Source organism: Caballeronia jiangsuensis, from assembly GCF_046030135.1.
In the GTDB taxonomy this organism is placed as follows: Bacteria; Pseudomonadota; Gammaproteobacteria; order Burkholderiales; family Burkholderiaceae; genus Caballeronia; species Caballeronia jiangsuensis.
Genome location: NZ_JAQQDB010000002.1, coordinates 41,360 through 62,562, shown reverse-complemented (window position 1 = coordinate 62,562; position 21,203 = coordinate 41,360). Strand labels below are relative to the sequence as shown.

Here is a 21,203-nt window from a genome sequence, read left to right as displayed (position 1 = left end):
AAGCGCGCGCCCGCGCGCTTTCGCTCGGCCAAAACGACGCCGCGATCACCGATCGCGGCGTTTGCTTTTTATCAGCTCAGCTTGATCGACGCCGGATCGGCAGTCAGATAACCGACCGCCGCGCCGAAGCGATCCTTGTAGTTCGCGCGGATGAGCGGATCGAGCGTCGCCTGAACCTTGCCGTGCAGCGCCGCTTCCCAGTCGCCCGCGTGCTGGAAGTTGCTCATGATGTAGGTCCAGCCGTTGATCTCGTCGACCGCGTGCAGGCCCGTCGATTCCGCTCCCGAAGGCGCGGACAGAATCCGCGACAGCGTTTTCGTATCGACGTTGTACGCCCACAGGAAATTGTTGACGTGCGCGCCGCTGTCCTCGCCGATGAAAAGCGTGCGCAGCTTCTCCGAGAACTTGACGTTGTCCGGATTCGCGACGCGCTCCGGGTTCGCGAGATTGCCGAGCGTATCAGACGAAATATCCTCGCCGACGAGCGCAGCGGGCGCGGCCATATCGACCGGCACCCATTCGCTGTCGATCGCGGCGCCGCCGAGATCGCGCTGCCCGCCCTTCAGGTTGAACGCGTAGACGGCGCCGGCGGTGATGGCGCGATCGACGGCGATGTCCGTCGAATGCGCGTCGCCCTTCACCATCGACTTGACGATCTGCGACATCGCCGAATAGACGATCTTGTCCTTTGCGTTGACCGTCGTGCCTTCGAGCTTCGTGAAGCACATGCTCGCACCGCGCAATGCGGCGTAGCGGTGCGTCTCCAGGAACGCCGCCGCCTTCTCCATGCCGGGCTTGATGCGAATCCAGTTGAACTTGCCGCCGAAGTGGATACGCGTGTAGCTCGCATCCAGCGTCGGGCCGACCTTTTCGTCGTTGACGACGTCCATGATGTCGGCGATCGTCAGCGTGTTGGCGAGATTCTCGATCTCGTCGCTGGTTGCGTGACCGAGGTTGAGCCACGTGAGCGTGGCCGAGCCCGCGCCCGCCGACGACGTCTGCGCGCACTTCGCGACGTACAGCGTGCCCGCGGAAAGATCGGCCTCCTTGTCGGCGACGAACATGAAGACGCCGCCGTTGGTGGCGTCGTCGCCCATCATCACGGTGCGCTTGTCGGGGAGCACCTGAATCAGTTCGTGCGAGATGCGGCCGAGGCAATAGTGCTTCCTGATCGTGCCGGTGCCGTCGGGATGCACGGTCACTTCGGGCACATGGCCGTAGTGATACGGGCGCGCCTTCGTTTCGTCGCCGTAGAGATTCTTGCTGTAGGCCTTGAGCTGCGCATCCGTCGATGAAATCGCCGCATCCGGCTCGTACTCTTCGCTCGACAGATGCGTGTTCCACGGCGACAGGCTCGCGCCGCACGTGATCCACAGACCATTCGTCTTCGACGTATCGACGTTCGCGTAGCTCACGAGCGAGAGCTTGCCGGTTGCCGGGTCCTGATCGAGCGTGAGCACGGCAATCGGCGACGGCAGGCGGCCGTACATGCTGGCCGCGCTCTGATCGCGCGTCGTGTATTCGAACTGGACGACCGCGAACACGGCGTTGCCCTTCACGCCCTTCACCGTCGGATTGTCGATTTTGATGAGCGACGTGCCGTCCGGGCAATCCGAGAAGAACTGGCGTTCCTTGCCCGGCGTCGAGCGGTCGATGATCGGCTGATTCGCGATATCGAAGTAGCCGCCCGCGACGATCGTCCCGCCGGTCGTGTTCGGCACGACATCGCCCGTCATGAAGAACGGCTGATACGCGAGCTTGTAGGCGCGGTTGCTGCCGTCGCTGAAGTTCACGGTCATCGTCGAGGCAACCGTGGTCTTGGCCATCGCGCCGGGATCGGCGAGCGTCGGCGCGGCCATGCCGGTGAACGTCGCCGTGGTGAAGGCGGCTGTCGGCGCGGGTGCGGTCGCGGGCGTGGCTGCGTTGCTGTCGCTGCCGCCGCATGCGGTGGCGAGCAGCGAAGCGGTGGCCGCGCCGCCGAGCGGCAGCATCGGCGCGCCGGCGAGAATCTTGAGGGCTTTGCGGCGGGAAAGGTCGAGTCGCTGCGCCATGTGTGGTTTCAAGTCCTTGATTGTGGGTTGTGTACCGGCGATGAAAGTCCCTGCTTCAGGCCATTGCGGCCTGATGCGCCGGTTGACGCGCTACTTTAGGAAATGAATGTGAAATGCGTTTGACAGGCTGATGTAATTGTTTGGTTTATTGCCTGAAAGCGTGAGATGGGTCGATTCGAGGTCGCGGCGGGCGCGCCGCGCCCGCCCGCACAGTCAGAAACGCGGCGCCGCGTTCACATCCGGTCGGCTTCGATCACCGCATCCGCGAAAGCCTTGGGCGCTTCCTGCGGCAGATTGTGGCCGATGCCGCCCGCGACATTCCGATGCTTGTACTTGCCGGTGAACTTCTTCGCATACGCCGACGGATCGGGATGCGGTGCTCCGTTGGCGTCGCCTTCCATCGTGATCGTCGGCACGCCGATGGTCGGCGCGGTCGCGAGACGCTGCTCCAGCGCGTCGTATTGCGCCTCGCCCTGCACGAGCCCGAGACGCCAGCGATAGTTGTGAATCACCACCGCGACGTGATCCGGATTCTCGAACGATTTCGCCGAGCGGTCATAGGTCGCGTCATCGAATTTCCATTTCGGCGATGCGAGTTGCCAGATGAGCTTGTTGAAATCGTGACGGTTCGCTTCGTAACCCGCCTGGCCGCGATCCGTCGCGAAGTAGAACTGATACCACCACGCGAACTCGGCCTTCGGCGGCAGCGGCGCGCGATTCGCCTGCTGACTGCCGATCAGATAGCCGCTCACGGAGACCATCGCCTTGACGCGCTCGGGCCACAGCGCCGCGATGATATTCGCGGTGCGCGCGCCCCAGTCGAACGCGCCGAACGTCGCTTGCTGAATCTTGAGCGCGTCCATCAGCGCGATGATATCCACCGCGATCACCGCTTGCTGGCCGTTGCGCGGCGTGTCGGCGGAGAGAAAACGCGTCGATCCGTAGCCGCGCAGATACGGCACGATCACGCGATAACCCTGCGCGGCGAGCAACTGCGTGACTTCGGCGAAGCTGTAGATATCGTACGGCCAGCCGTGCACGAGGATCACCGCGGGACCGTTCGCCGGGCCCGCTTCCGCATAGCCGACGTTGAGCGATCCCGCATCGATCTGGCGGATCTGGGCAAAGCCGGCAGCCGGCTTCGCGGGCGCGGCGGTCTGGGCATGAACGAGGTCGCTCAACCCGAGCTGCATGACGCCGACGCTCGCGATCGTCGTGCCGAGAAAACGGCGGCGCCATGTGTTGATCTGATCATCCGGCATGATGGGATTCTCCTTTCTTCGACGTATTCAATGAGCGGAAATTAGCGCGATCGATCATGCGGCCGATGCGCGCAACGCGGCAAGCGTCGGTCCGAGCGGGCGCACGCGCATGCGCGCATCGAGATTGCGCCACGGCAGATCGGCGGGATCGGCGGCCATCGGACCGGGCGACTTCGCGACGAGTATGCGCGCCGCGATCGGTTCGAAATCGGCGCGAAAATGCACCGAGCTCTTGTTCACCAGAATCTTCATGCGTTCCGGCTCGATGCCCGCGACGCGAAAGAGATTGCGGTCGAACACCTGCATCTTGATGCTGCTCACCGCGATGCGCACGCCGCCGATGCGCAGGCAAGCGGTCGGCCCGAGTTCGCCCGACATGCCGTTGAGCATCGGGCCATCGAAGCGAAAGCGCCCATCCGACAGATACTCGACTTCGAACTCGCCTTCAAGCGGCGCGTCGCCCGGCACGTTCGAGCCGCCGCCGAGCGCGAGCGCGATACGCGCGCCGACGCCCGCGCGATGCGCAGCCCGCGCCGCCTGCTCGTCCCAGATCACGCCCACCGCCGCGTCGCGCGCGTCGTTGCGCAGCAGCGCGCGGACCATGCCCATCGTGTTCGAGTCGCCGCCGACGCCGGGGTTGTCCTGCGTATCCGCGATGATCACGGGCTTCGTCGCGTCGCGGCTCGCATCGATCGCTTCGCGCGCGGCTTCGTCGGGCGAAAGAAACGGCACGTCCCAGCGCGCCTCGTCGTTCACGAGCGTCGTGTAGAGCGTATCGACGGCTGCGTCGGCGGCTTGCTGATCGTGCGCGTAGCCCCAGAACACCGGGCCGCACTCGTCGAAGTCCGACGCGGGGAAACCCGGCGCGAACGACAGCGACACGACATCATCCTTTTCGAGCGATTCGAGCGTGCCGTACATGCCGCGCGCCGGCTCGACGAGCGTGCACATGCCGTTCACCGGAATCAGGAACGGGACGCGGCGCATCGCGCGCTTGAACGGCCCGGCATGTTCGATACGCTTCGCCAGAAGATGCGCCGCGCGCAGGCCGGTTTCCGCCATATCGACGTGCGGATACGTGCGATACGCGACGAGCGCATCCGCGAGTTCGACCATGCGCGCGGTGACGTTCGCATGCAGATCGAGCGACACGACGAGCGGCATGTCATCGCCGACGATGCCGCGCACGCGCGCCAGCAATTCGCCTTCGCCGTCGTCGAGATGCTCGGTGACCATCGCGCCGTGCAGATCGAGATAGATCGCGTCGAAGCCGCCCGCGCGAATTCGATCGACGATCGCGCCCGCGATGCGCTCGTACGCATCTTCCGTCACATGCGCCGATGCGCTCGCGCCCGCCCAGATCACCGGAATCAGTTCGTGCCCATTCGCCTCGGCCCACTGAATGAAACCGCCGATCGGCACGTTCACGTCGCGCAGCTTCAGCACATCGTCGCCGTGGGCCATCGGCGGAAATCCTTCGCCCTGGATGAAGCTCTGATAGCTCGCCTTCGTTGGCGCAAAGGTGTTCGTTTCGTGCTGGAATCCTGCGATCAAAATCTTCATGATCGTTGTCCTTGAGAGTGTCGGTTGATGTTCAGGCAGTGCGCGCCTCGGCCGCTGCGACCGTGCGCCTGTTCGAGAGAATCAGCACGCATGAGAGCGCCGCCATGCACGCCATCACGACGAGGCCGCCGTTCGTGCTGCCGGTCGCCGACTTCACCCAGCCGATCACCGCCGGGCCCCAGAAGCCGCCCGACAGGCCGATCGTGTTGATGAGCGCGATGCCGCCCGCCGCGGCCGGGCCGGAAATCGTTTCGGACGGAATCGCCCAGAAGACCGTATAGGCCATCCACATGCAGGCCGTGGCGAGCGTGAGCAGCGTGAGCGTGGCGACGAGATTGCCCGATGCATACGGCGTCATCACCAGCAGCGCGGCGGCGGCGAGCGCGGGCAGCGCGCTGTGATAGCGGCGCTCGCCGACCTTGTCGGAGCGTCGTGCTGCCGCGTACATCGCGATCGCGGCGGCGACATAGGGAATCGCGGCGTACCAGCCGAGATGCATCGTGTCGCTCACGCCTTGCTCCTTGATGAGCGTCGGCAGCCAGAAGCTGATCGCGTAGATCGGGAAGATGATGCAGAAGTACGCGATCGCCAGCAGATAGATGCGCGGATTCTTCGCGATTTCCCTGAACGAATCGATACGATGCGACGCGCCGCCATGACCGCCGACTTCCGCCTCGACGAGACGCCGCTCGTCCTCTGTGAGCCAGCGCGCATCGGCGGGACGATTGGCGAGCACGCGCCACACGAGCGCACCCAGCGCGATGCACGGCAGGCCTTCGACCAGAAACATCCACTGCCAGCCGGCCAGTCCGCCGACGCCCGCCAGCGACGAGATCAGCCACGCCGAGAGCGGCCCGCCGACGACGCCGCCAAGCGGCCCCGCGACGAACACGAGCGCGATCGCCCGCGCCATGCGCTTCGGTCCGTACCAGCACGAGAGGTAATAGATCATGCCCGGCGCGAAACCCGCTTCGAAGACGCCGAGCAGGAAGCGCATCGCGTAGAACGCGGGCACGTTGCGCACGAAGAGCATGCACGCCGACGTGATGCCCCACAGCACGAGAATGCGGCTGAACGTGCGGCGCGCGCCGATCTTCGGCAGCATCAGGTTGCTCGGAATTTCGAACAGCACGTAGCCGATGAAAAAGATCCCGGCGCCGACGCCGTACGCCGCATCGGAGAAGCCGAGATCGCTTTGCATCTGAAGTTTCGCGAAGCCCACGTTCACGCGGTCCAGATACGCGAACATGTAGCACGCGATGAGCAGCGGCAGGAGCCGCCAGTTGATTCTGCTGTAGAGCGCCGAAACGGCATCGCCGCCTCGCAGGGTCTGTATCGTCGACATCCGCGTCTCCTGGTTTGTCTCCCCCTTATCGGGTAAGGCGATGTTGAGCGCGTGCAACTGTGCTGGCAAGAGCAACTAAGTTCACGTATCGTTGCTCTGTGAGCAACACGGAGCCGATGACGATGCGCGAGATCAATCAGCAGCGCCTGCGCTACTTTCATGAAGTGCTGTCGCACGGCACGATTCGCGGGGCGGCGGATCATCTGAATACGTCGCCGTCGGTGATCGCGCGGCAGATCAAGCTGCTCGAAGACGAACTCGACACGAGGCTCTTCGAGCGCGAGCCGCGCGGCGTGCGGCCGACCGAGGCGGCGTTTCATCTGCTCGAATTCTGGCGCGGCTATCGTTCGCAGCAGGAGAAGCTCGAAGACCAGTTGCATGCGTTGAAGGGATTGCAGCAAGGCCAGATCCGGCTCGCGGTGAGCGAGGGTTATGTCGATACGCTCGTTGACGACGTGCTCGCGCCGTTCTGCGCGCGCTATCCGCGCCTCGAAATCGACATGCAGATGCTCGCCGTCGACGATCTGCTGGAGGAAGTCGCGCAAAGCCGCGCGCATATCGGCCTTGCGTACAATCCGCCGCCGCACGAGCGCATCGAGAGTCGCGCGAGCTCGCCGCAGCCGGTCGTGCTGCTCGCGCGCCGCGATCATCCGCTCGCGCTGCGCGGCGGCGTCGCGCGCATTCGCGATCTGCTCGACTATCCGCTCGCGCTGATGCCGCCCAGTTTCGGCATCGGCCATGTCGTGAAGATGCTGGAGACGACCGACAACCTCGCGATCCGCCCGACGCTCACGACGAACTCGCTCGGCGCGCTGAAGCGCTTCGTCGCCGCGGAGAATTTCATGACGCTGATCGGCGAGTTCGCCGCGTATCGGGAACTGGCGAGCGGCGAGCTGACGACGATCCCGATCGCGCATCCGCTCTTCGAAAGCGCGCAGGCGAAACTGCTCGTGAAGACAGGGCGGCCGCTCGCGGCGGGACCGCAGGAATTGCTCGACTGGATTCTCAGGCGGATGCCGATGTTCGCTCATCCGCCCACGGCGGGCGTCAAACGAGCGCGCCCTCGGGCACGTCGGAAAGACGCGCCGCCGGCGAAACCGCGATGATCCACGCCTGCACGACGAAGCCCGCCGCCGCCGCGACAAGGCACGGCCCCATGCCGAAGCGCGCGCTGATCGCCGCGCCGAGCAGCGCGCCCAGCGGACGCGCGCCGTAAGTCGCCGTGCTGTTGAGCGCCGAGACGCGGCCCATCATGTTCGCGGGCGTGATGGCCTGGCGCAGCGTCGTCGAGCCGACGGTCCATAAAATCGGCCCCGCGCCCAGCAGGAAGAAGCTCGATGCCGCGAGCCAGAACGACGGCACCGCGAGCGTTCCGACCATCACGAGCGATGCGGCCAGCCCGCAAAACGGCCCGACGAGCAACATGCGCCCGAACGCGATGCGCCGCGCCACGGCGGGCGCCGCGAGCGCGCCGCACACCATGCCGACGCCGTACGCGCCGAGCGTGACGCCTACCGCCGATGCGCTCAGGCCGAGCCGCTGCACCGCATACGGCACATAGACCGACTGCAAGGTGAAGAAGCCGATGTTGAAGAACACGGCGGTGGCGAGCATCGGGCGCAGCAGCGCATCGTGGCCGACGAAACGCGCGCCTTCGCGCAATTCGATCAGGAAATGACGCGCGGCGGCGTTGTGGCGCGGCGGTTCGCGCAATCTCGCGAGCAGCATCGCTGCTGCCGCCGACAAGCCCGCCGCGCAGCCATACGCCCAGCCCGCGCCGATCCATCCGACGATCAGCCCGCCCAGCGCCGGCCCCGCCGAATACGCGACGCTGCGCGCCAGCTCGATGCGCCCGTTCGCGGCGGGCAGCGCGGCGCGCTCGACCAGCGCCGGCACGAGCGCGGGCGCGGCGACGTTGTAGGCGACCGTGCCCGTCGCGCCGAGAAAGCCCAGCAGCGCGAGCAGCGGCAGCGTCAATGCGTGCGAGAACACGAGCAGCAGCACGCAGGCCATCGCGAGCGCGCGGGCGCATTCGGCGGTGGCCATCAACGTGCGGCGCGAGCGGCGGTCCGCGATCACGCCGAGCGGAATCGACAGCAGCAGAAACGGCAGCGTCTGCGCACTCTGCAACAGACCGATATCGACGGCCGACGCGCCGAGCGCGAACACGGCGGCGAGCGGCGCGGCGGCAAGGCCGATCTGCTCCGCCGATTGCGCGAGCAGGTTCGACCAGGCGAGGCGTTGGAAGGAAGCGGGGAAGCGCATCGACGTGGCTCCGTGACGGGGATGAGATAGCTCATCGTCACGGATGCGGCGCGCGCCGGCACTCCAGTTCTTGCGCTGTGATTCGCGTTACTGCGGCGTGGCGTCGAGCTTCGCCTTCTCCGTCGCGATCTGATCGGCGATCTTTGCCGCGAGATCGTCGAGCGAGGAGATGGATTCGGCCGTGTTGATCACGAAGCGCGCCGCCGCGCCGTAGGGCTTGGGCGCCGCCGCCGATTTCTGCCCCTTCAGCTCGCTGCTCGTGTCGATCTGCGTGAGCGGCGCGTCGGGGCTCGCGGCGAGATTGGCGAGCTGCACGGTGACATGCGTGTTGGGCTTCTTGTCCGACGAACCCATCGACGGCAATGCGGAGCCGAATCCCGACGTCAGCGTTTCGTCGAATTCGCCGGTCACGAGCCAGCCCGAAGTCGGCGGCGGCGAATCCGCCGTCATATGACACGCGCCGATGCCCTTCGCGGCGAGCTTGCTGACGATGCCTTCGGCCAGCGCCGATGCGTTCTGATCCACCTTCATCGTGTTGCGCGCGGAACGCAGCCGCGAGCCGAGAAAACGCGACGAGCCGCCTTCCTTGCTGACCGGCGTGAAGTCGCGAACCTGAACCAGCTTGCCTGCGTTCGCGTCGTTCGCGCCCGGACACGGCGGCGCGGCATCGGCGAGCGCGAGCGTGCTGATCGAAAAGCCGAGCACGGCCAGCGAAACGCGTAAGGATGAAGTGTTCATCGGTGGTCTCCGGCTCGCATGCGCGAGTGTCGCGATGATAACGCCGGTGTCAGCGCAGCGCCGCGGCTTCTTCCGCGCCGGCCTGCGCCATCAGATTCGCGAGCGGCACGGGACGGCTGAGCAGGAAGCCCTGCACCTTGTCGCAGTGCATTTCGCGCAGCGTATCGAGTTGCTCCTGCGTCTCGACGCCTTCCGCGACCACCGTCACGCCGAGCTTGTGCGCGAGATCGATCACGCCTTCGACGACCGTGCGCACCATCGCGTCGGTCGCGATGTTGTCGACGAAGGATTTGTCCAGCTTCAGCACGTCCGGCCGGAAGCGCGCGAAGTAGCTGAGGCTCGAATAGCCCGTGCCGAAATCGTCGATGGCGATGCGCACGCCCATCGCGCGCACGTTCGAGAGCACTTCCTGCGCGTCGTCGACATTGTCGATCAGCGCGGATTCGGTGATCTCCAGCGTGATGCGGTTCGAATCGATGCAGCCGCGCCGGATCGCGTGTCTGAGCACGGAGACGAGGCGCGGATCGCGGAACTGTTTCGGCGACACGTTGAGCGCGACCGAACACGCCTGCGGCAGCGCGAGCGCCAGTTGCGACGCGGCCTGCACGGCCTCGCGGATGACCCAGTGCCCCGCTTCGACGATGAGCGCGCTCTCTTCCAGCACCGGCACGAACGCGCCGGGCGCGAGCAGCCCGAGCTGCGGATGATCCCAGCGCAAGAGCGCCTCGACCCCGACGAGCTCGCCCGAATCCACGCGATACTGCGGCTGATAATGCAGCACGAACTGATTCTCGCGGATCGCGCCGTGCAGTTCGGCTTCGAGATGCGCGCGCGCGAGATCGTCCTTCTCGCGATCGCCGAACACGCGGAACGTGTTGCGGCCCGCGCGCTTCGCGGCGTACATCGCCATGTCGGCGCTGATGAAGAGCGCTTCGGGCGTGCGTCCGTGCTCCGGATACAGCGCGACGCCGATCGAGCAGGTCATCGTCAGGCTCTTGCATTCGATCTTGATCGGACGATGGCAGGCGAGCGAGAGCTTGCGGCACGCACGCGCGATGCTTTCCTGTTCGAAGACGCCCGGCAGGATCACCGTGAACTCGTCGCCGCCCGGACGCGCGGCCACGGCGCCTTCGGGCAGCGTCTCCTGAATGCGTCGCGCGATCGTGCGCAACACGGCATCGCCGGCGATATGGCCCGCCGTGTCGTTGATGGACTTGAAGCGGTCGATATCGATGAAGAGATACGCGAACGGCGCGCCCGCTTCGCAGCGTTTCAGGAGCGCGTCCATCATCGCGTTGCGGTTGGCGAGGCCGGTGAGGCTGTCGGTGTTCGCGAGCCGATGCAGTTCCTGCAGACGTTGACGCTCGTCGGTGGCATCGACGCACACGCTCACGACGCGCGACACCACGCCGTCCTCGGTCACCGGATAGATATCCGCGCGAACCCAGCGCGTGCGGTCGTGCGGCAGACACAGACGGAAATAGCTCTGCGTCGCGGCGCCCGTGTTCAGGGCCGTGCGCATTTCCTCGCGCAGCGCGGGCAAATCGTCGGGATGCACGCGCTGCGACCACGCGGTCTGATCGGCTTCGAGCGCGGACATCGGCATTTCCCACATGCGTTCGAACGCGGAACTCACGTGCAGCAGTTCGCGGAAATCGCGCGTCGCGGTCCAGAAGACGGCATCGACGTGATCTTCCATGTCCTTCTGCACGCGCGCGTTGCCGCGCAGTTCGTCGATGAGATTCACTTCCGCGGTGATGTCGCGCGATTTGCACAGCACGGCCGTGACCTTGCCATGCTCGCCGTAGACCGGCGCAAACGTCGACGTCCACCATTTCAGCTTGCCGTTCATCGTGCGGCAGGTGCCGGAAAACGACGTCGATTCGCCCGCTTTCGCGCGCTCGAACGCTTGCCGCGCATCGGGACCGTCCCAGAGCGCGAGCCAGTCGATGCCGACGAGCTCTTCGGCGCAGTCCGCTTCGATGAGACGCCTGCCGACATCGGAAATGCACATGATGCGGCCTTCGAGCGAGAGCAGCTTGAGGCAGTCCTCGGCGATGGAAAGCAGCCCATGCGCGACTTGCCGCGCGACGAAGATCTGACGATTCGTCGCCTGCATGCGATGCACGACGATCGTCGCGGCGAAGACGAGCGCGGCGAGCAGCACGTTCCACGGCAGCGGCACGAAGAAGGTGCCGCATGCCGCGATGAGCACGCCGAGCGGAGCGAGACCGAGCCCATCGAAACGGCGTGCATGTTCGATGTACGGCAGGTTCCTGGCGACGTTCTCGCCGATGGTCCCGAGGAAATCGTTGGCGCCTCTCTGCACCTTTCTGGCCCTGTTCTAATGATGGCTTTGATCGGTGTTTATCGGCGTGAGGGAGGAAGTCTTTAGTAAGGAACGCGGCGGCGAGGATCGCCGCGCCGTGTCGCAACATCAGACGAAAGCCGCGTTCAGCCGCGCTTCGGTTTGCGCACGGCCCGCACCTTGCCCGTGCGCCCGCCGCCGCAGAAAAAGCGCTCATGTCCGTCCGATTCCAGCCCGGACACGCCCATTCCTTCGGGCATCTCCAGCCGCTCGATGACCTCGCCCGATTGCGGATCGATATGGCGCAGCTCGCTCTCGTCGCCTTCCCAGGTGGCGTGCCAGAGTTCGCCGTCGATCCACGTCACGCCCGTGACGAAGCGATTCGACTCGATGGTGCGCAGGATCGCGCCGTTGTCCGGATCGATCTGATGGATCTTGCGTTCGTTGTATTGCCCGACCCAGAGCGTGCCCTCGGCCCACGCGAGGCCGGAGTCCGCGCCGCCGCCCGGCGCGGGAATCGTCGAGAGTACGCGCCCTGTCTTCGGATCGATCTTCTGGATGCGGTCCTCGGCGATCTGAAACAGATGCTCGCCATCGAAGGCAGTGCCCGCATGCGCCGCGATGTTCAGCGAGCGCTCTTTCCTGCCGCTGTCCGGATCGAAGGCATTGAGCGTGTCGCCCGCTGCGAACCACACGCGCTCGCCGTCCCAGGTGACGCCGTGCACCCCTTCGACATCCGGAAAAGGCCCGTATTCACGGATGATTTCAGCCTTTGCGCGCTTCATTTCACCGTCCTCCTGATGATTGATCGTGCGTTCATGCTAATCACTCGCGAGCCCGACGGGGAGTAACAAGGTCGTCGTGAATCCGGGCATCGGCGGCGTGGTCCAGCGGCGCGCGCGACCGCGTCCGAACGATTGCACCTTGCCGCTCGCGGCGAGCGCATCGAGCGAGCGCTGCACCGTGCGCTGGCTCGCGCCGAGCGCGATCGCGAGCGCCGAGCTCGACCACGATTCGCCATCGGCGAGAAACGCGAGCAGCGGCGCGTACTCGTCCTCGACCGGCAGCGCGAGCACGGCCACCTCGCGCGCATGACGCGGCTTCAGCACGAAGCCGCGCGAAGTGGCATCGATGCCCGCGTGCGCGCGCAGCATCGTGCGCAGCCTGCCCATCTCGACGCGCAGCCGCGCGCGATGCGTCTCGTCCGCTTCCCTGATGCGAAACGCCCGCAGGATCAGCGCATCGCGCGGCGCGTCGTGGGGCCATGCCTGCGCGAGCATCCGCGCGAGCGTGAAAAGCACGGGACGCGTCGCGAGCGATATCGACGTGCCGTTCTCGCGCACGCACAGACGGCACGCATCGACGACGAAGGTATTCGATGCAAACAGCGCCTCGACCTCTTCGAGCCGGAGCAGCCGCTCGTTGCCGTGTGCGATGAGACGCGCGACGGGCGTGCTGAGGATGCGCCAGGCGCTCTCGACTTCGGCGGCGAGCGCCGGAATGCCCGCTTGCCGCGTGGCTTGTGTCGCACGTTCGAGCGCGGCGTGCGCCGCTTGCGTGTGCAGACGCCGCATCGCGATGCCTGCCGCGATGAGCTCATGCGCGGCCCGCGACGCGGCCGGAAGCGATGCGGGATTCAACCCGGCGAGCACGCGCTCCGCATCGTCGGTCCGTCCGATGAGCAGCGCGCGGCGCACTTCCAGATAGCGCGCATGTGCTGCGTTCACGTGGTCGCCATGCGCTTCGAGAATCGCGCGGGCGTGATCGAGCGCCTTCGCGGGCCACGTGAGATCACGCGATGCGAGCGCGATTTCCGCTTCCGCGACGATGCAGCGCGAACGCGCCAGCGCCTCTTTCGTACCGAACGCACGCGCCGCGCTTTTCACGAGCGCGCGCGCACGCACGAAGTCGCCGAGCTGCGCCATCGCGATGCCGCGCAACGCGAGCGCACTCGCGTCCTCGCGCAGCGCGATCCGGTTCAGCGCGCCGAGCGGATCACCCGCCGCGAGCGCGCGCGCCGCCGCCGTGATCAGTGAATCCATGCGAATCCCGACACACTTGTCACTCCTTTGCCGTGCATGCCCGCGACTAATCTAACACCGTACTCGACGCGCACCGGACGAACGCAAGGGGATGACATCATGAACGTGCTGACCGCGATGATCGAACGAGAGAGCATGTGCGTTTCGCGCCGCCGGATTGTGGTCGTGGCCGCGCTGGTCTTGCTGGCGGGCGTGATCGTGACCTGCTCGACGCACGCGCCGATATCATCGATGAGCGAGTTGCCGATGCCCGGCGGCTCGATGCTCTTGCCTGCGTTCACGCCGATGTGCGGGCGCACGTGGCTGCGCGCGGCGGCGGGGTTCGTCGGCATTTGGATCGCGACGATGCTGCCGTCGTTCGCAATAAGCGACTATCGACGCGACAAGCGCCGCGCCACGGCATGTGCGCCGAACACGCACACAATGCCGATCACGCCGCCTGCGAGCACGTGCGTGAGCCGCTCGAACGCGTCGGCGGCGGACTGGTTCGCCAGCATGATCGCGAGCGCCACGAACACGCATCGGAAGAAATATCCGACGACGTAGCGCTGAAACGCGACGAGCGTGAGGAAGGCCGCGAGCGTCGCGAGCGTGACGGCGATGTCCGAATGCGGTACGACGAACCGCCCGAGCACGATGCCGATTGGCACGCCCACAATCACGCCGAACGCGCGGTTCGCGAGCTTCGTGCGCGCCGTATCGACCGAACCCGTCACGATGCTGGCCGCGCCCCAGATCACCCATTGCGCACGGTCCATGTGCCAGAGCACCACCATCACCGCCGCAATGCCCACGCTCGCGAGCATCGCCGCGAGATCTTCGCCGAAGGGCGCGCGCTCGCCGAAATCATCGAGATTCGACCAGCGCGCGGCGGGCTTGCCGCGCGAGCGGATATGCGCCGACACGAGCGCCGGAACGAGCGCGACGAGCAGATAAGGCAATGAGGCGGGCACTTCGCGCAACAGCGCATCGATGCTGCGGCCGCCCTGAAGTTCGTTCGCGAGAATGAGCACGGGAACGAAGGTCCAGTTGCCGAGCGCGCGCAATTCCTTGCCTCGCGACACGAGCAGGATCACGCCGGCCGCGAGCAACATGCACGCGACGACGAAGAACACCGGAACCCGTTCGGCAAGCAGCAGAAGATACGTCCCGGCGATGATCGCGAGCCCATGCGCGAGGACACCGAGCGGCCTCAGCGCGAGCCTGTCCTCCCCGATCACGGTGCCGATCGCGAGCAGCGAGGCCTTCATCCACAAGTCGTTGCCCGTTGCGAGCGCGAGCACGACGAACGGCAACAGCGCGATGGTCGCGCGCAGGAGCGGCCAGACCTTGATTTCATCGGCGAGACGAAGATGCGGTGCGTCGGCAGACATGCTCGGCGATTCCCCTCGTGAGCCCGCATGAAGTTTAGGACGGTTTTCGGGCGGCGGTTGCTTCGCGGTTACCTAAGCGCGCACTAAGTATCGGCGCACACAGTTCGCGATGACGACGCGCGGTGTTCGCGCGCTCGCACCGATACGAGGAGGCGACACATGCCCGCGATGCTCAACAAGGTACCCGAAGTCACGCTCGCATTCTGGATCATCAAGATCATGTCGACGACGGTCGGCGAAACGGGTGCCGACTATCTCGCGGTGAACGCGGGACTCGGCGTCATCGTGACCGATGCGATCACGGCCGCGCTGCTCGCCACGGTCCTATTCATGCAGATGCGCACGCGCCGCATGGTGCCGTGGCTCTACTGGCTCACGGTGGTGCTGATCAGCATTGCGGGAACGCAGATCACCGATGCGCTGACCGACAGCGCGGGCGTGAGTCTCTATGCGAGCACCGCGTGCTTCGCCGTGCTGCTCGCCTTCATCTTCGCGATCTGGCATCGCACGGAGCATTCGCTCTCCATACGTTCGATCGACACGCGGCGGCGCGAACTCTTCTACTGGTGCGCGATTCTCTGCACCTTCGCGCTGGGCACCGCCGCCGGCGATCTCGCCACCGAAGCGCTCGGTCTCGGCTTCCCGCTCGGCGTGCTGATCTTCGCCGCGCTCATTGCGATCACGGGCGCGGCGGCGTTTCTGGGCATGAATCGCGTCGCCGCGTTCTGGATCGCGTACATCCTGACGCGCCCGCTCGGCGCATCGCTCGGCGATCTCATGTCGCAGCCGCGTACTTACGGCGGCATGGGATTCGGCACGATCTACACCAGCGCCCTCTTTCTCGCGATCATCGTCGCGCTCGTCGCCTATGTGACTTATCTCGATCACACGAGCCAGGCACGGCGCCGGCGCGGCGGTTCGCATCCTGCCTGACCTCATCCAAGGAGAAGACCATGAAATCCCGTCATATCGCGGGCGCGGCGCTTTGCGCGGCCGTCGCCATCAGCGCCTTCACAGGCTCGATCACGTCGGCCGGATTCGAAGCGATCGGCACGGCGCATGCTGCATCGAAGCTCGGGGACCTGACGCCGTTTCGCACGATCGCCGCCGATACCGCGACGCTCGTCGACAAGGGCGATCTCGCCGGCGCGAAGGCGCGCATCAAGGACCTCGAAGTCTCGTGGGACGAAGCGGAGCCGTCGCTCAAGCCGCGTGCCGCGAGCGACTGGCATGTCGTAGACAAGGCGATCGATCGTGCGCTGGAAGCGCTGCGCGCGAAGACGCCGCAGCAAGCAGCCTGTAAACAATCACTCGCCGATTTGCTGACGACATTCGACCGGATCGGCGGCAAACCCTGACCCACAGCGAAAAGGCCCTGTAAACAGGGCTTTTTCTGCGTAAGCGTTTTGAAAAACGTTTTACTTGCTCACTAAATGCTCACTAAAGGACCTTGTCCTGCTGTCGTTATACAGGCCAGCCGATGGATTCCAGCGGCCGCGCAGCAGGCGAAGCATCGCCGCCCGCGCGCTTGCGCCTTCGCGATGCAGCCACCTTGAGAGAGCTATGTTTTCGACAATCAAAGGCCGACTGGCCTTGGCCATGACGCTTCTGAGCGCGCTGCTGATCGCGATCGGCATGGTCGGAGTGATCGGCATGAGCCGGTCCAACGCGGTCACGTATGACCTCTTCACGAATGAAATGCCGAGCGCGGTGTCGGTCGGCGAGGCGGAAATGTTCATGGCGCGCGAGCGCCTCTCGTTCGATCGCGCGGCGCTGAATGTCGGCACGCCCGCTGCGGAAGATGCGATCGGACGCGGCTCGCTGATGCGCAAAACCTCCGACGACTCATGGACGAAGTATTCCGGCCTGCCGCAAGGCCCCGAAGAAAAGGCGCTCGCCGACAAGTTCAACGAGCAGCGTCTCGCGCTGCAAAAGCTGATCGACGCGGGCTATGCCGATGTCCGCGCGAAAGATCAGGCGAAGATCGTCGACGACGCGAGCGCGATGCAGGCCGCCTTCACCGAATTCGCGAAGACGGGCGTGCTGCTGCGCAAGCTGCAATTCGAACAGGCGAAGGCTTCGTATGATCACGGCCAGGAAGTCTTCGGCACGTTTCGCCTCGGCTGCATCGTTGCGATTCTGCTGGGCGTCGCCGCGGCCTTCTATACGTGGATCTCGCTGCGCCGCCGTATTTCGCGTCCGCTCGATGCCGCACTCGCGCAATTCGATGCGATCGCGACCGGCGATCTGCGCCGCAACGTGACGGTGACATCGAACGACGAAATGGGCCAGTTGTTGCGCGGACTTGCGACGATGCAGTCGAGCCTCATCGATACGGTTCGCACGGTGCGCGGCGGCAGCGAATCGATTGCATCCGCGACCAAGCAGATCGCGGCGGGCAACGTGGATCTGTCCTCGCGCACTGAGCAGCAGGCGTCGGCGCTTCAGGAAACGGCGTCGAGCATGGATGAGCTGACGGGCACGGTCAAGCAGAACGCCGACAATGCCCGTCAGGCGAGCGTGCTCGCGGCGAACGCATCGGAGATCGCGGGCAAGGGCAGCCATGTCGTGTCGCAGGTCGTGACGACGATGGGCGAGATCAACCAGAGCTCCTCGAAGATCGCGGACATCATCACGATCATCGAAGGCATTGCGTTCCAGACCAACATTCTCGCGTTGAACGCGGCGGTCGAAGCGGCGCGTGCCGGCGAGGAAGGACGCGGCTTCGCGGTCGTGGCGGGCGAAGTGCGCTCGCTCGCGCAACGTTCGTCGGCGGCGGCGAAGGAGATCAAGGAACTGATCGATAACTCGGTCGAACGCGTGCAATCGGGCACTGCGCTCGTCGACGAAGCGGGCCGCACGATGACCGAGATCAGCACGGCGGTGCAGCGCGTGACGGACATCATGGGCGAGATCGCGGCGGCTTCGGAAGAGCAAAGCAGCGGCATCGAGCAAGTGGCGCGCGCCGTCACGCAGATGGACGAAGTGACGCAGCAGAACGCGGCGCTCGTCGAGGAAGCGGCGGCGGCGGCGCAGTCGCTGGAAGATCAGGCGGGCGCGTTGCGCACGGCGGTGGAGACCTTCCGTCTTCACGATGAAGGCATGCGCGCGGCGGCCTGAAGCAGCTTCGCGGTTGACGATGCGCGGCTCGCGATCCTTCGGGACGCGAGCCGCGTGCTTTTGCGCGAGCCATAACCGCCGGTAATCACCTCATGAGGCGAATTCAATAGACGGCTATCGCTGTTTTCGCGAGACTGCGATGCGTCGGATCGACATGCGGTCCGTCCTCGAACAAGAGCGCAACAAGCCTCGGAGGAGACACAAGAGATGCTGCATCGCCCCAGAGTCACACGTTCCGTTCTCGCGCTGATGTGCGCGATGTCGTTCATCATGTATCTCGATCGCGTCAACCTGTCCGCTGCGGCAGGCCTGATACGCGACGACCTTCATCTCACCAATACCGACATCGGTCTCGTGTTCGGTGCTTTCGCTTACACGTATGCGATCTGCCAGGTCATCGGCGGATGGTTCAGCGACCGCTTCGGCGCGAAGACGACGCTCGTGCTGTGCGCATCGATCTGGATCGTCGCGACGATCGCAACGGGATTCGCGGGCGGTGTCGTGTCGCTGTTCTGTGCGCGCATGTTGCTCGGCGTCGGCGAAGGCGCGGCGCTGCCTGCGCAGGCGCGCGCGCTCGTCAACTGGTATCCGGCGAGCAAGCGCGGTTTCGTGCAGGGCCTCACGCATTCGTTCTCGCGACTCGGCAATGCGCTCACGCCGCCTTTGATCGCGTTGCTCGTCGCGTTCGCTTCGTGGCGTGCGTCGTTCGTGCTCGTCGGCGCGCTGACGGCCGTGTGGGTCGGCGTGTATGCGTGGTACTTCGCGGATAACCCGCGCAAGCATCGGCATATGACGGCCGAGGAAGAGGCCGAGTTGCCGCCTGAAGACAAGGTCGCCGTCGACAAGACGCGCGAGCCGACGCCCTGGGGCCGCCTGCTCAAACGGATATCACCGACGATGATCGTCTACTTCTGTTATGGCTGGACGGGCTGGCTGTTCTTCACGTGGCTGCCGACGTTCTTCATGCATGGACGCGGGCTCGATCTGAAGAGTTCGGCGCTCTTTTCGGCGGGTGTGTTTCTGTCGGGCGTCGTCGGCAATACGGCGGGCGGGGTGATTTCGGATCGCATTCTGAAGCGCACGGGCAGCGTGGTTTCGGCGCGTCGCAATATGATCATCGTCGCGTTCCTCGGTGCGCTCGTGTTTCTCGCGCCGGTGATGGTCGTTAAGTCGCTGCCGGTCATGGCGGCGTCGTTGAGTTTGTCGTTCTTCTTTCTGGAGATGACGATCGGGCCGATCTGGGCCGTGCCGATGGACATTACGCCGAAGCACGTCGGGATCGCGAGTGGGCTCGTGAATGCGGGATCTGCTATCGCTGGGATTTTTTCGCCGATCGTGTTCGGGTTTGTCGTCGATCGGACCGGGAGTTGGACGTTGCCTTTTGCAGGGTCGCTTGGGTTGCTCGCTGTTGGGATCGTGATGACGTTTTTTATGCGGCCGGATATCGCGTTGGATCGGGGGGCGGGTTCTGCTTCGGATGATGATGCTGCGCGGGAGGAGTTGAAGTTTGGGAGGTAGGGGTTGATTTGGGGCGGGGGCGGGTTTCTTCGCGTTGGGTGCCGGATCCCGGGTTCGTGTCGGTTTATTAGCACTGCCCCTCCCCGGGGCGGGGGTCACTTTCTTTGCTGCTGCAAAGAAAGTAACCAAAGAAACAGCTTCTCACCGCCCGCGGTCACACGCACGTTGGCCATGCTTGCCAGCCCGCGGTGGCCCTCGCCTAAGTGTCGCCCTCGAAGGAACAATCGGGCTTGGCTCGCGCACGGTCTGACGCACCAAATGTTTTAGCGAGCTGGTTCAGCACGAAATAGCTTCGGCACAGCGCTACGCGCTGCCGTTGGGTCTGCAAGGGAAACCATCGAAGCAGAAGCGTACGCACACCCGATTAACCCGTCGGCCGCGTAGCGGGCCGGAGCTATTTGGTGCTGAGCCAGTTTGTCATGCGGCGCGAGGTGACAGACCGTGCGCGGTCCAAGCCCTTGTCTGCTTGTGGGGGCACTCGCTACTGCCGGGCCATTAGGCCAATCGCCTGTGCCGCGGCCGGCGTGAAGTGCTTAGGCTGGGGATAGCTGTTTCTTTGGTTACTTTCTTTGCAGCAGCAAAGAAAGTGACCCCCACCCCGGGGAGGGGCAGTGCCAATAGACCGACACGAAATCAGGAATCCACAAAAACAAAAAGCAAAACCACCCTTCAAGCCCTCCGAATCGCCTCAATCACCAACTGCGTCGCCGGACTAATCCGCCTGTTCTTCCTGAGAATCAACCCATATGGCGCGAGCCGCCCCCTCAACCCCGTGGGCAATGAAGCAATCGTATCCAAAGCGGAATAATAGTCCGCGACTGAACTCGGCAGCACCGCCAGCATGTCCGAGTCCCGCAACAACGAAAGGGTAGTAAGAATCGAAGAAGTCTCGACGGTGCTAACCGGCGGCGCAACCCGCGATTCGCGAAACGTCTGATCGATGATCTGCCGCATCGGACTCGGATGCGGCTGCACGATCCACGGATACTTCGCCAGATCGGCGAGCTTCGGCTTCGCCGCCATCCCGACAGCCGGATGCTCCGGCCGCGCGACGATCGTCAGCGCCTCCTCCGACAAGGTCTCGAACGTCAAATCGAGCGCGGAGAAACCGTAAGGAATACGCCCCACCACAACATCAAGCTGATCCTGCTGCAACGCCTGCACGAGCACATCGCTGGTATCGATCTGCACGCTGATCTGCAAGCGCGGATGCGCTTCCTTAAGCTGCACGATCACCTTCGTCAGCAAATCAGGAGCCGGCGCCATCACCGCGCCGATGCGCACCTTGCCGATATCGCCCGCCTCGATCGCAGCCAGTTCCTCGCGCAATTCGTCGAGGTCCTCGAAGACGACGCGCGCGTATCGCATCACCGCTTCGCCGTAGATCGTCGGCTCCATGCCTCGCGCATGACGCACGAACAGCGTCGCGCCGATCGTGTCCTCCAGTTCCTTCAGCGCCTTGGTCGCGGCGGGCTGCGTCATCGCGAGTTCGTCGGCGGCGCTTCTGAGCGATTCGGTCTCCGAGAGCGCCATCATCAATTGCAGATGACGCAGGCGCAGGCGTTTGCGTATGGTCGTGGCGGGCGCGATCATGCGAGCGATAACTCCAGGAAATAGC

17 protein-coding genes are annotated in these 21,203 nt (G+C 64.9%); 5 read left to right on the top strand and 12 right to left on the bottom strand.

What is annotated here, in order from left to right:
* Positions 1–71: 71 nt before the first annotated feature.
* The 4 genes from PQR08_RS02200 to PQR08_RS02185 form a co-directional block, all read right to left on the bottom strand.
* On the bottom strand, positions 72–2,051 hold the full coding sequence (locus PQR08_RS02200; RefSeq protein ID WP_250485595.1) for a PhoX family protein: 1,980 nt from the start codon (positions 2,049–2,051) through the stop codon (positions 72–74).
* A gap of 233 nt (positions 2,052–2,284) precedes the next feature.
* Positions 2,285–3,313: an alpha/beta fold hydrolase gene (locus PQR08_RS02195; protein WP_250485596.1), complete on the bottom strand. Its 1,029-nt coding sequence runs from the start codon at positions 3,311–3,313 to the stop codon at positions 2,285–2,287.
* A gap of 54 nt (positions 3,314–3,367) precedes the next feature.
* A complete protein-coding gene (locus PQR08_RS02190) occupies positions 3,368–4,876 on the bottom strand; it encodes a M81 family metallopeptidase (protein WP_250485597.1) in 1,509 nt (502 codons plus the stop codon).
* Positions 4,877–4,907: 31 nt separating this feature from the next.
* Positions 4,908–6,221 carry an MFS transporter gene (locus tag PQR08_RS02185; protein ID WP_250485598.1) on the bottom strand — a complete coding sequence of 438 codons (1,314 nt, stop codon included), beginning with the start codon at positions 6,219–6,221 and terminating at the stop codon, positions 4,908–4,910.
* Positions 6,222–6,343: 122 nt separating this feature from the next.
* On the opposite strand from PQR08_RS02185, the gene PQR08_RS02180 reads away from it, so the two are divergent.
* A complete protein-coding gene (locus PQR08_RS02180) occupies positions 6,344–7,327 on the top strand; it encodes a LysR family transcriptional regulator (protein WP_250485599.1) in 984 nt (327 codons plus the stop codon).
* Here the strand turns inward: PQR08_RS02180 and PQR08_RS02175 are convergent.
* The 7 genes from PQR08_RS02175 to PQR08_RS02145 all read right to left on the bottom strand — a co-directional run bounded on the left by PQR08_RS02175 (position 7,269) and on the right by PQR08_RS02145 (position 14,947).
* A complete protein-coding gene (locus PQR08_RS02175) occupies positions 7,269–8,486 on the bottom strand; it encodes an MFS transporter (RefSeq protein ID WP_250485600.1) in 1,218 nt (405 codons plus the stop codon). The genes PQR08_RS02180 and PQR08_RS02175 overlap by 59 nt on opposite strands.
* Positions 8,487–8,573: 87 nt before the next feature.
* Complete coding sequence (locus PQR08_RS02170) at positions 8,574–9,224, bottom strand: hypothetical protein (RefSeq protein ID WP_238288659.1); 651 nt, start codon at positions 9,222–9,224, stop codon at positions 8,574–8,576.
* A gap of 49 nt (positions 9,225–9,273) precedes the next feature.
* The gene (locus PQR08_RS02165) at positions 9,274–11,553 is read right to left on the bottom strand and encodes an EAL domain-containing protein (protein WP_250485601.1); all 2,280 of its coding nucleotides are present in this window, start codon (positions 11,551–11,553) and stop codon (positions 9,274–9,276) included.
* Positions 11,554–11,678: 125 nt separating this feature from the next.
* Positions 11,679–12,317: a Vgb family protein gene (locus PQR08_RS02160; RefSeq protein ID WP_187603934.1), complete on the bottom strand. Its 639-nt coding sequence runs from the start codon at positions 12,315–12,317 to the stop codon at positions 11,679–11,681.
* Positions 12,318–12,353: 36 nt separating this feature from the next.
* Positions 12,354–13,574: a helix-turn-helix domain-containing protein gene (locus PQR08_RS02155; protein ID WP_250485602.1), complete on the bottom strand. Its 1,221-nt coding sequence runs from the start codon at positions 13,572–13,574 to the stop codon at positions 12,354–12,356.
* The gene (locus tag PQR08_RS02150; protein ID WP_250485603.1) at positions 13,562–13,906 is read right to left on the bottom strand and encodes a hypothetical protein; all 345 of its coding nucleotides are present in this window, start codon (positions 13,904–13,906) and stop codon (positions 13,562–13,564) included. Before PQR08_RS02150 ends, PQR08_RS02155 begins: the two co-directional genes overlap by 13 nt.
* A 39-nt stretch (positions 13,907–13,945) precedes the next feature.
* A complete protein-coding gene (locus tag PQR08_RS02145) occupies positions 13,946–14,947 on the bottom strand; it encodes an FUSC family protein (RefSeq protein ID WP_250485604.1) in 1,002 nt (333 codons plus the stop codon).
* 168 nt (positions 14,948–15,115) lie between these two features.
* On the opposite strand from PQR08_RS02145, the gene PQR08_RS02140 reads away from it, so the two are divergent.
* The 4 genes from PQR08_RS02140 (at position 15,116) to PQR08_RS02125 (ending at position 19,585) form a co-directional block, all read left to right on the top strand.
* Positions 15,116–15,880, top strand: a complete 765-nt coding sequence (locus tag PQR08_RS02140) for a COG4705 family protein (RefSeq protein WP_035501367.1) — start codon at positions 15,116–15,118, stop codon at positions 15,878–15,880.
* Positions 15,881–15,900: 20 nt separating this feature from the next.
* Positions 15,901–16,305, top strand: coding sequence for a hypothetical protein (locus PQR08_RS02135; protein ID WP_035501214.1), 405 nt, complete (start codon positions 15,901–15,903; stop codon positions 16,303–16,305).
* A 205-nt stretch (positions 16,306–16,510) separates the two neighbouring features.
* Complete coding sequence (locus tag PQR08_RS02130) at positions 16,511–18,067, top strand: methyl-accepting chemotaxis protein (RefSeq protein WP_284509089.1); 1,557 nt, start codon at positions 16,511–16,513, stop codon at positions 18,065–18,067.
* A gap of 120 nt (positions 18,068–18,187) precedes the next feature.
* Positions 18,188–19,585 carry an MFS transporter gene (locus PQR08_RS02125; RefSeq protein WP_284509094.1) on the top strand — a complete coding sequence of 466 codons (1,398 nt, stop codon included), beginning with the start codon at positions 18,188–18,190 and terminating at the stop codon, positions 19,583–19,585.
* A 669-nt stretch (positions 19,586–20,254) separates the two neighbouring features.
* On the opposite strand, the gene PQR08_RS02120 is transcribed toward PQR08_RS02125, so the two are convergent.
* Positions 20,255–21,178: a LysR family transcriptional regulator gene (locus PQR08_RS02120; protein WP_250485608.1), complete on the bottom strand. Its 924-nt coding sequence runs from the start codon at positions 21,176–21,178 to the stop codon at positions 20,255–20,257.
* Positions 21,179–21,203: the final 25 nt, after the last annotated feature.

Excerpts from the sequence above, each read along its gene's own strand:
- PQR08_RS02200 (WP_250485595.1), bottom strand. The coding sequence starts at position 2,051 with ATGGCGCAGCGACTCGACCTTTCCCGCCGCAAAGCCCTCAAGATTCTC.
- PQR08_RS02195 (WP_250485596.1), bottom strand. The coding sequence starts at position 3,313 with ATGCCGGATGATCAGATCAACACATGGCGCCGCCGTTTTCTCGGCACG.
- PQR08_RS02190 (WP_250485597.1), bottom strand. The coding sequence starts at position 4,876 with ATGAAGATTTTGATCGCAGGATTCCAGCACGAAACGAACACCTTTGCG.
- PQR08_RS02185 (WP_250485598.1), bottom strand. The coding sequence starts at position 6,221 with ATGTCGACGATACAGACCCTGCGAGGCGGCGATGCCGTTTCGGCGCTC.
- PQR08_RS02180 (WP_250485599.1), top strand. The coding sequence starts at position 6,344 with ATGCGCGAGATCAATCAGCAGCGCCTGCGCTACTTTCATGAAGTGCTG.
- PQR08_RS02175 (WP_250485600.1), bottom strand. The coding sequence starts at position 8,486 with ATGCGCTTCCCCGCTTCCTTCCAACGCCTCGCCTGGTCGAACCTGCTC.
- PQR08_RS02170 (WP_238288659.1), bottom strand. The coding sequence starts at position 9,224 with ATGAACACTTCATCCTTACGCGTTTCGCTGGCCGTGCTCGGCTTTTCG.
- PQR08_RS02160 (WP_187603934.1), bottom strand. The coding sequence starts at position 12,317 with ATGAAGCGCGCAAAGGCTGAAATCATCCGTGAATACGGGCCTTTTCCG.
- PQR08_RS02155 (WP_250485602.1), bottom strand. The coding sequence starts at position 13,574 with ATGGATTCACTGATCACGGCGGCGGCGCGCGCGCTCGCGGCGGGTGAT.
- PQR08_RS02150 (WP_250485603.1), bottom strand. The coding sequence starts at position 13,906 with ATGCCGACGAACCCCGCCGCCGCGCGCAGCCACGTGCGCCCGCACATC.
- PQR08_RS02145 (WP_250485604.1), bottom strand. The coding sequence starts at position 14,947 with ATGTCTGCCGACGCACCGCATCTTCGTCTCGCCGATGAAATCAAGGTC.
- PQR08_RS02140 (WP_035501367.1), top strand. The coding sequence starts at position 15,116 with ATGCTCAACAAGGTACCCGAAGTCACGCTCGCATTCTGGATCATCAAG.
- PQR08_RS02135 (WP_035501214.1), top strand. The coding sequence starts at position 15,901 with ATGAAATCCCGTCATATCGCGGGCGCGGCGCTTTGCGCGGCCGTCGCC.
- PQR08_RS02130 (WP_284509089.1), top strand. The coding sequence starts at position 16,511 with ATGTTTTCGACAATCAAAGGCCGACTGGCCTTGGCCATGACGCTTCTG.
- PQR08_RS02120 (WP_250485608.1), bottom strand. The coding sequence starts at position 21,178 with ATGATCGCGCCCGCCACGACCATACGCAAACGCCTGCGCCTGCGTCAT.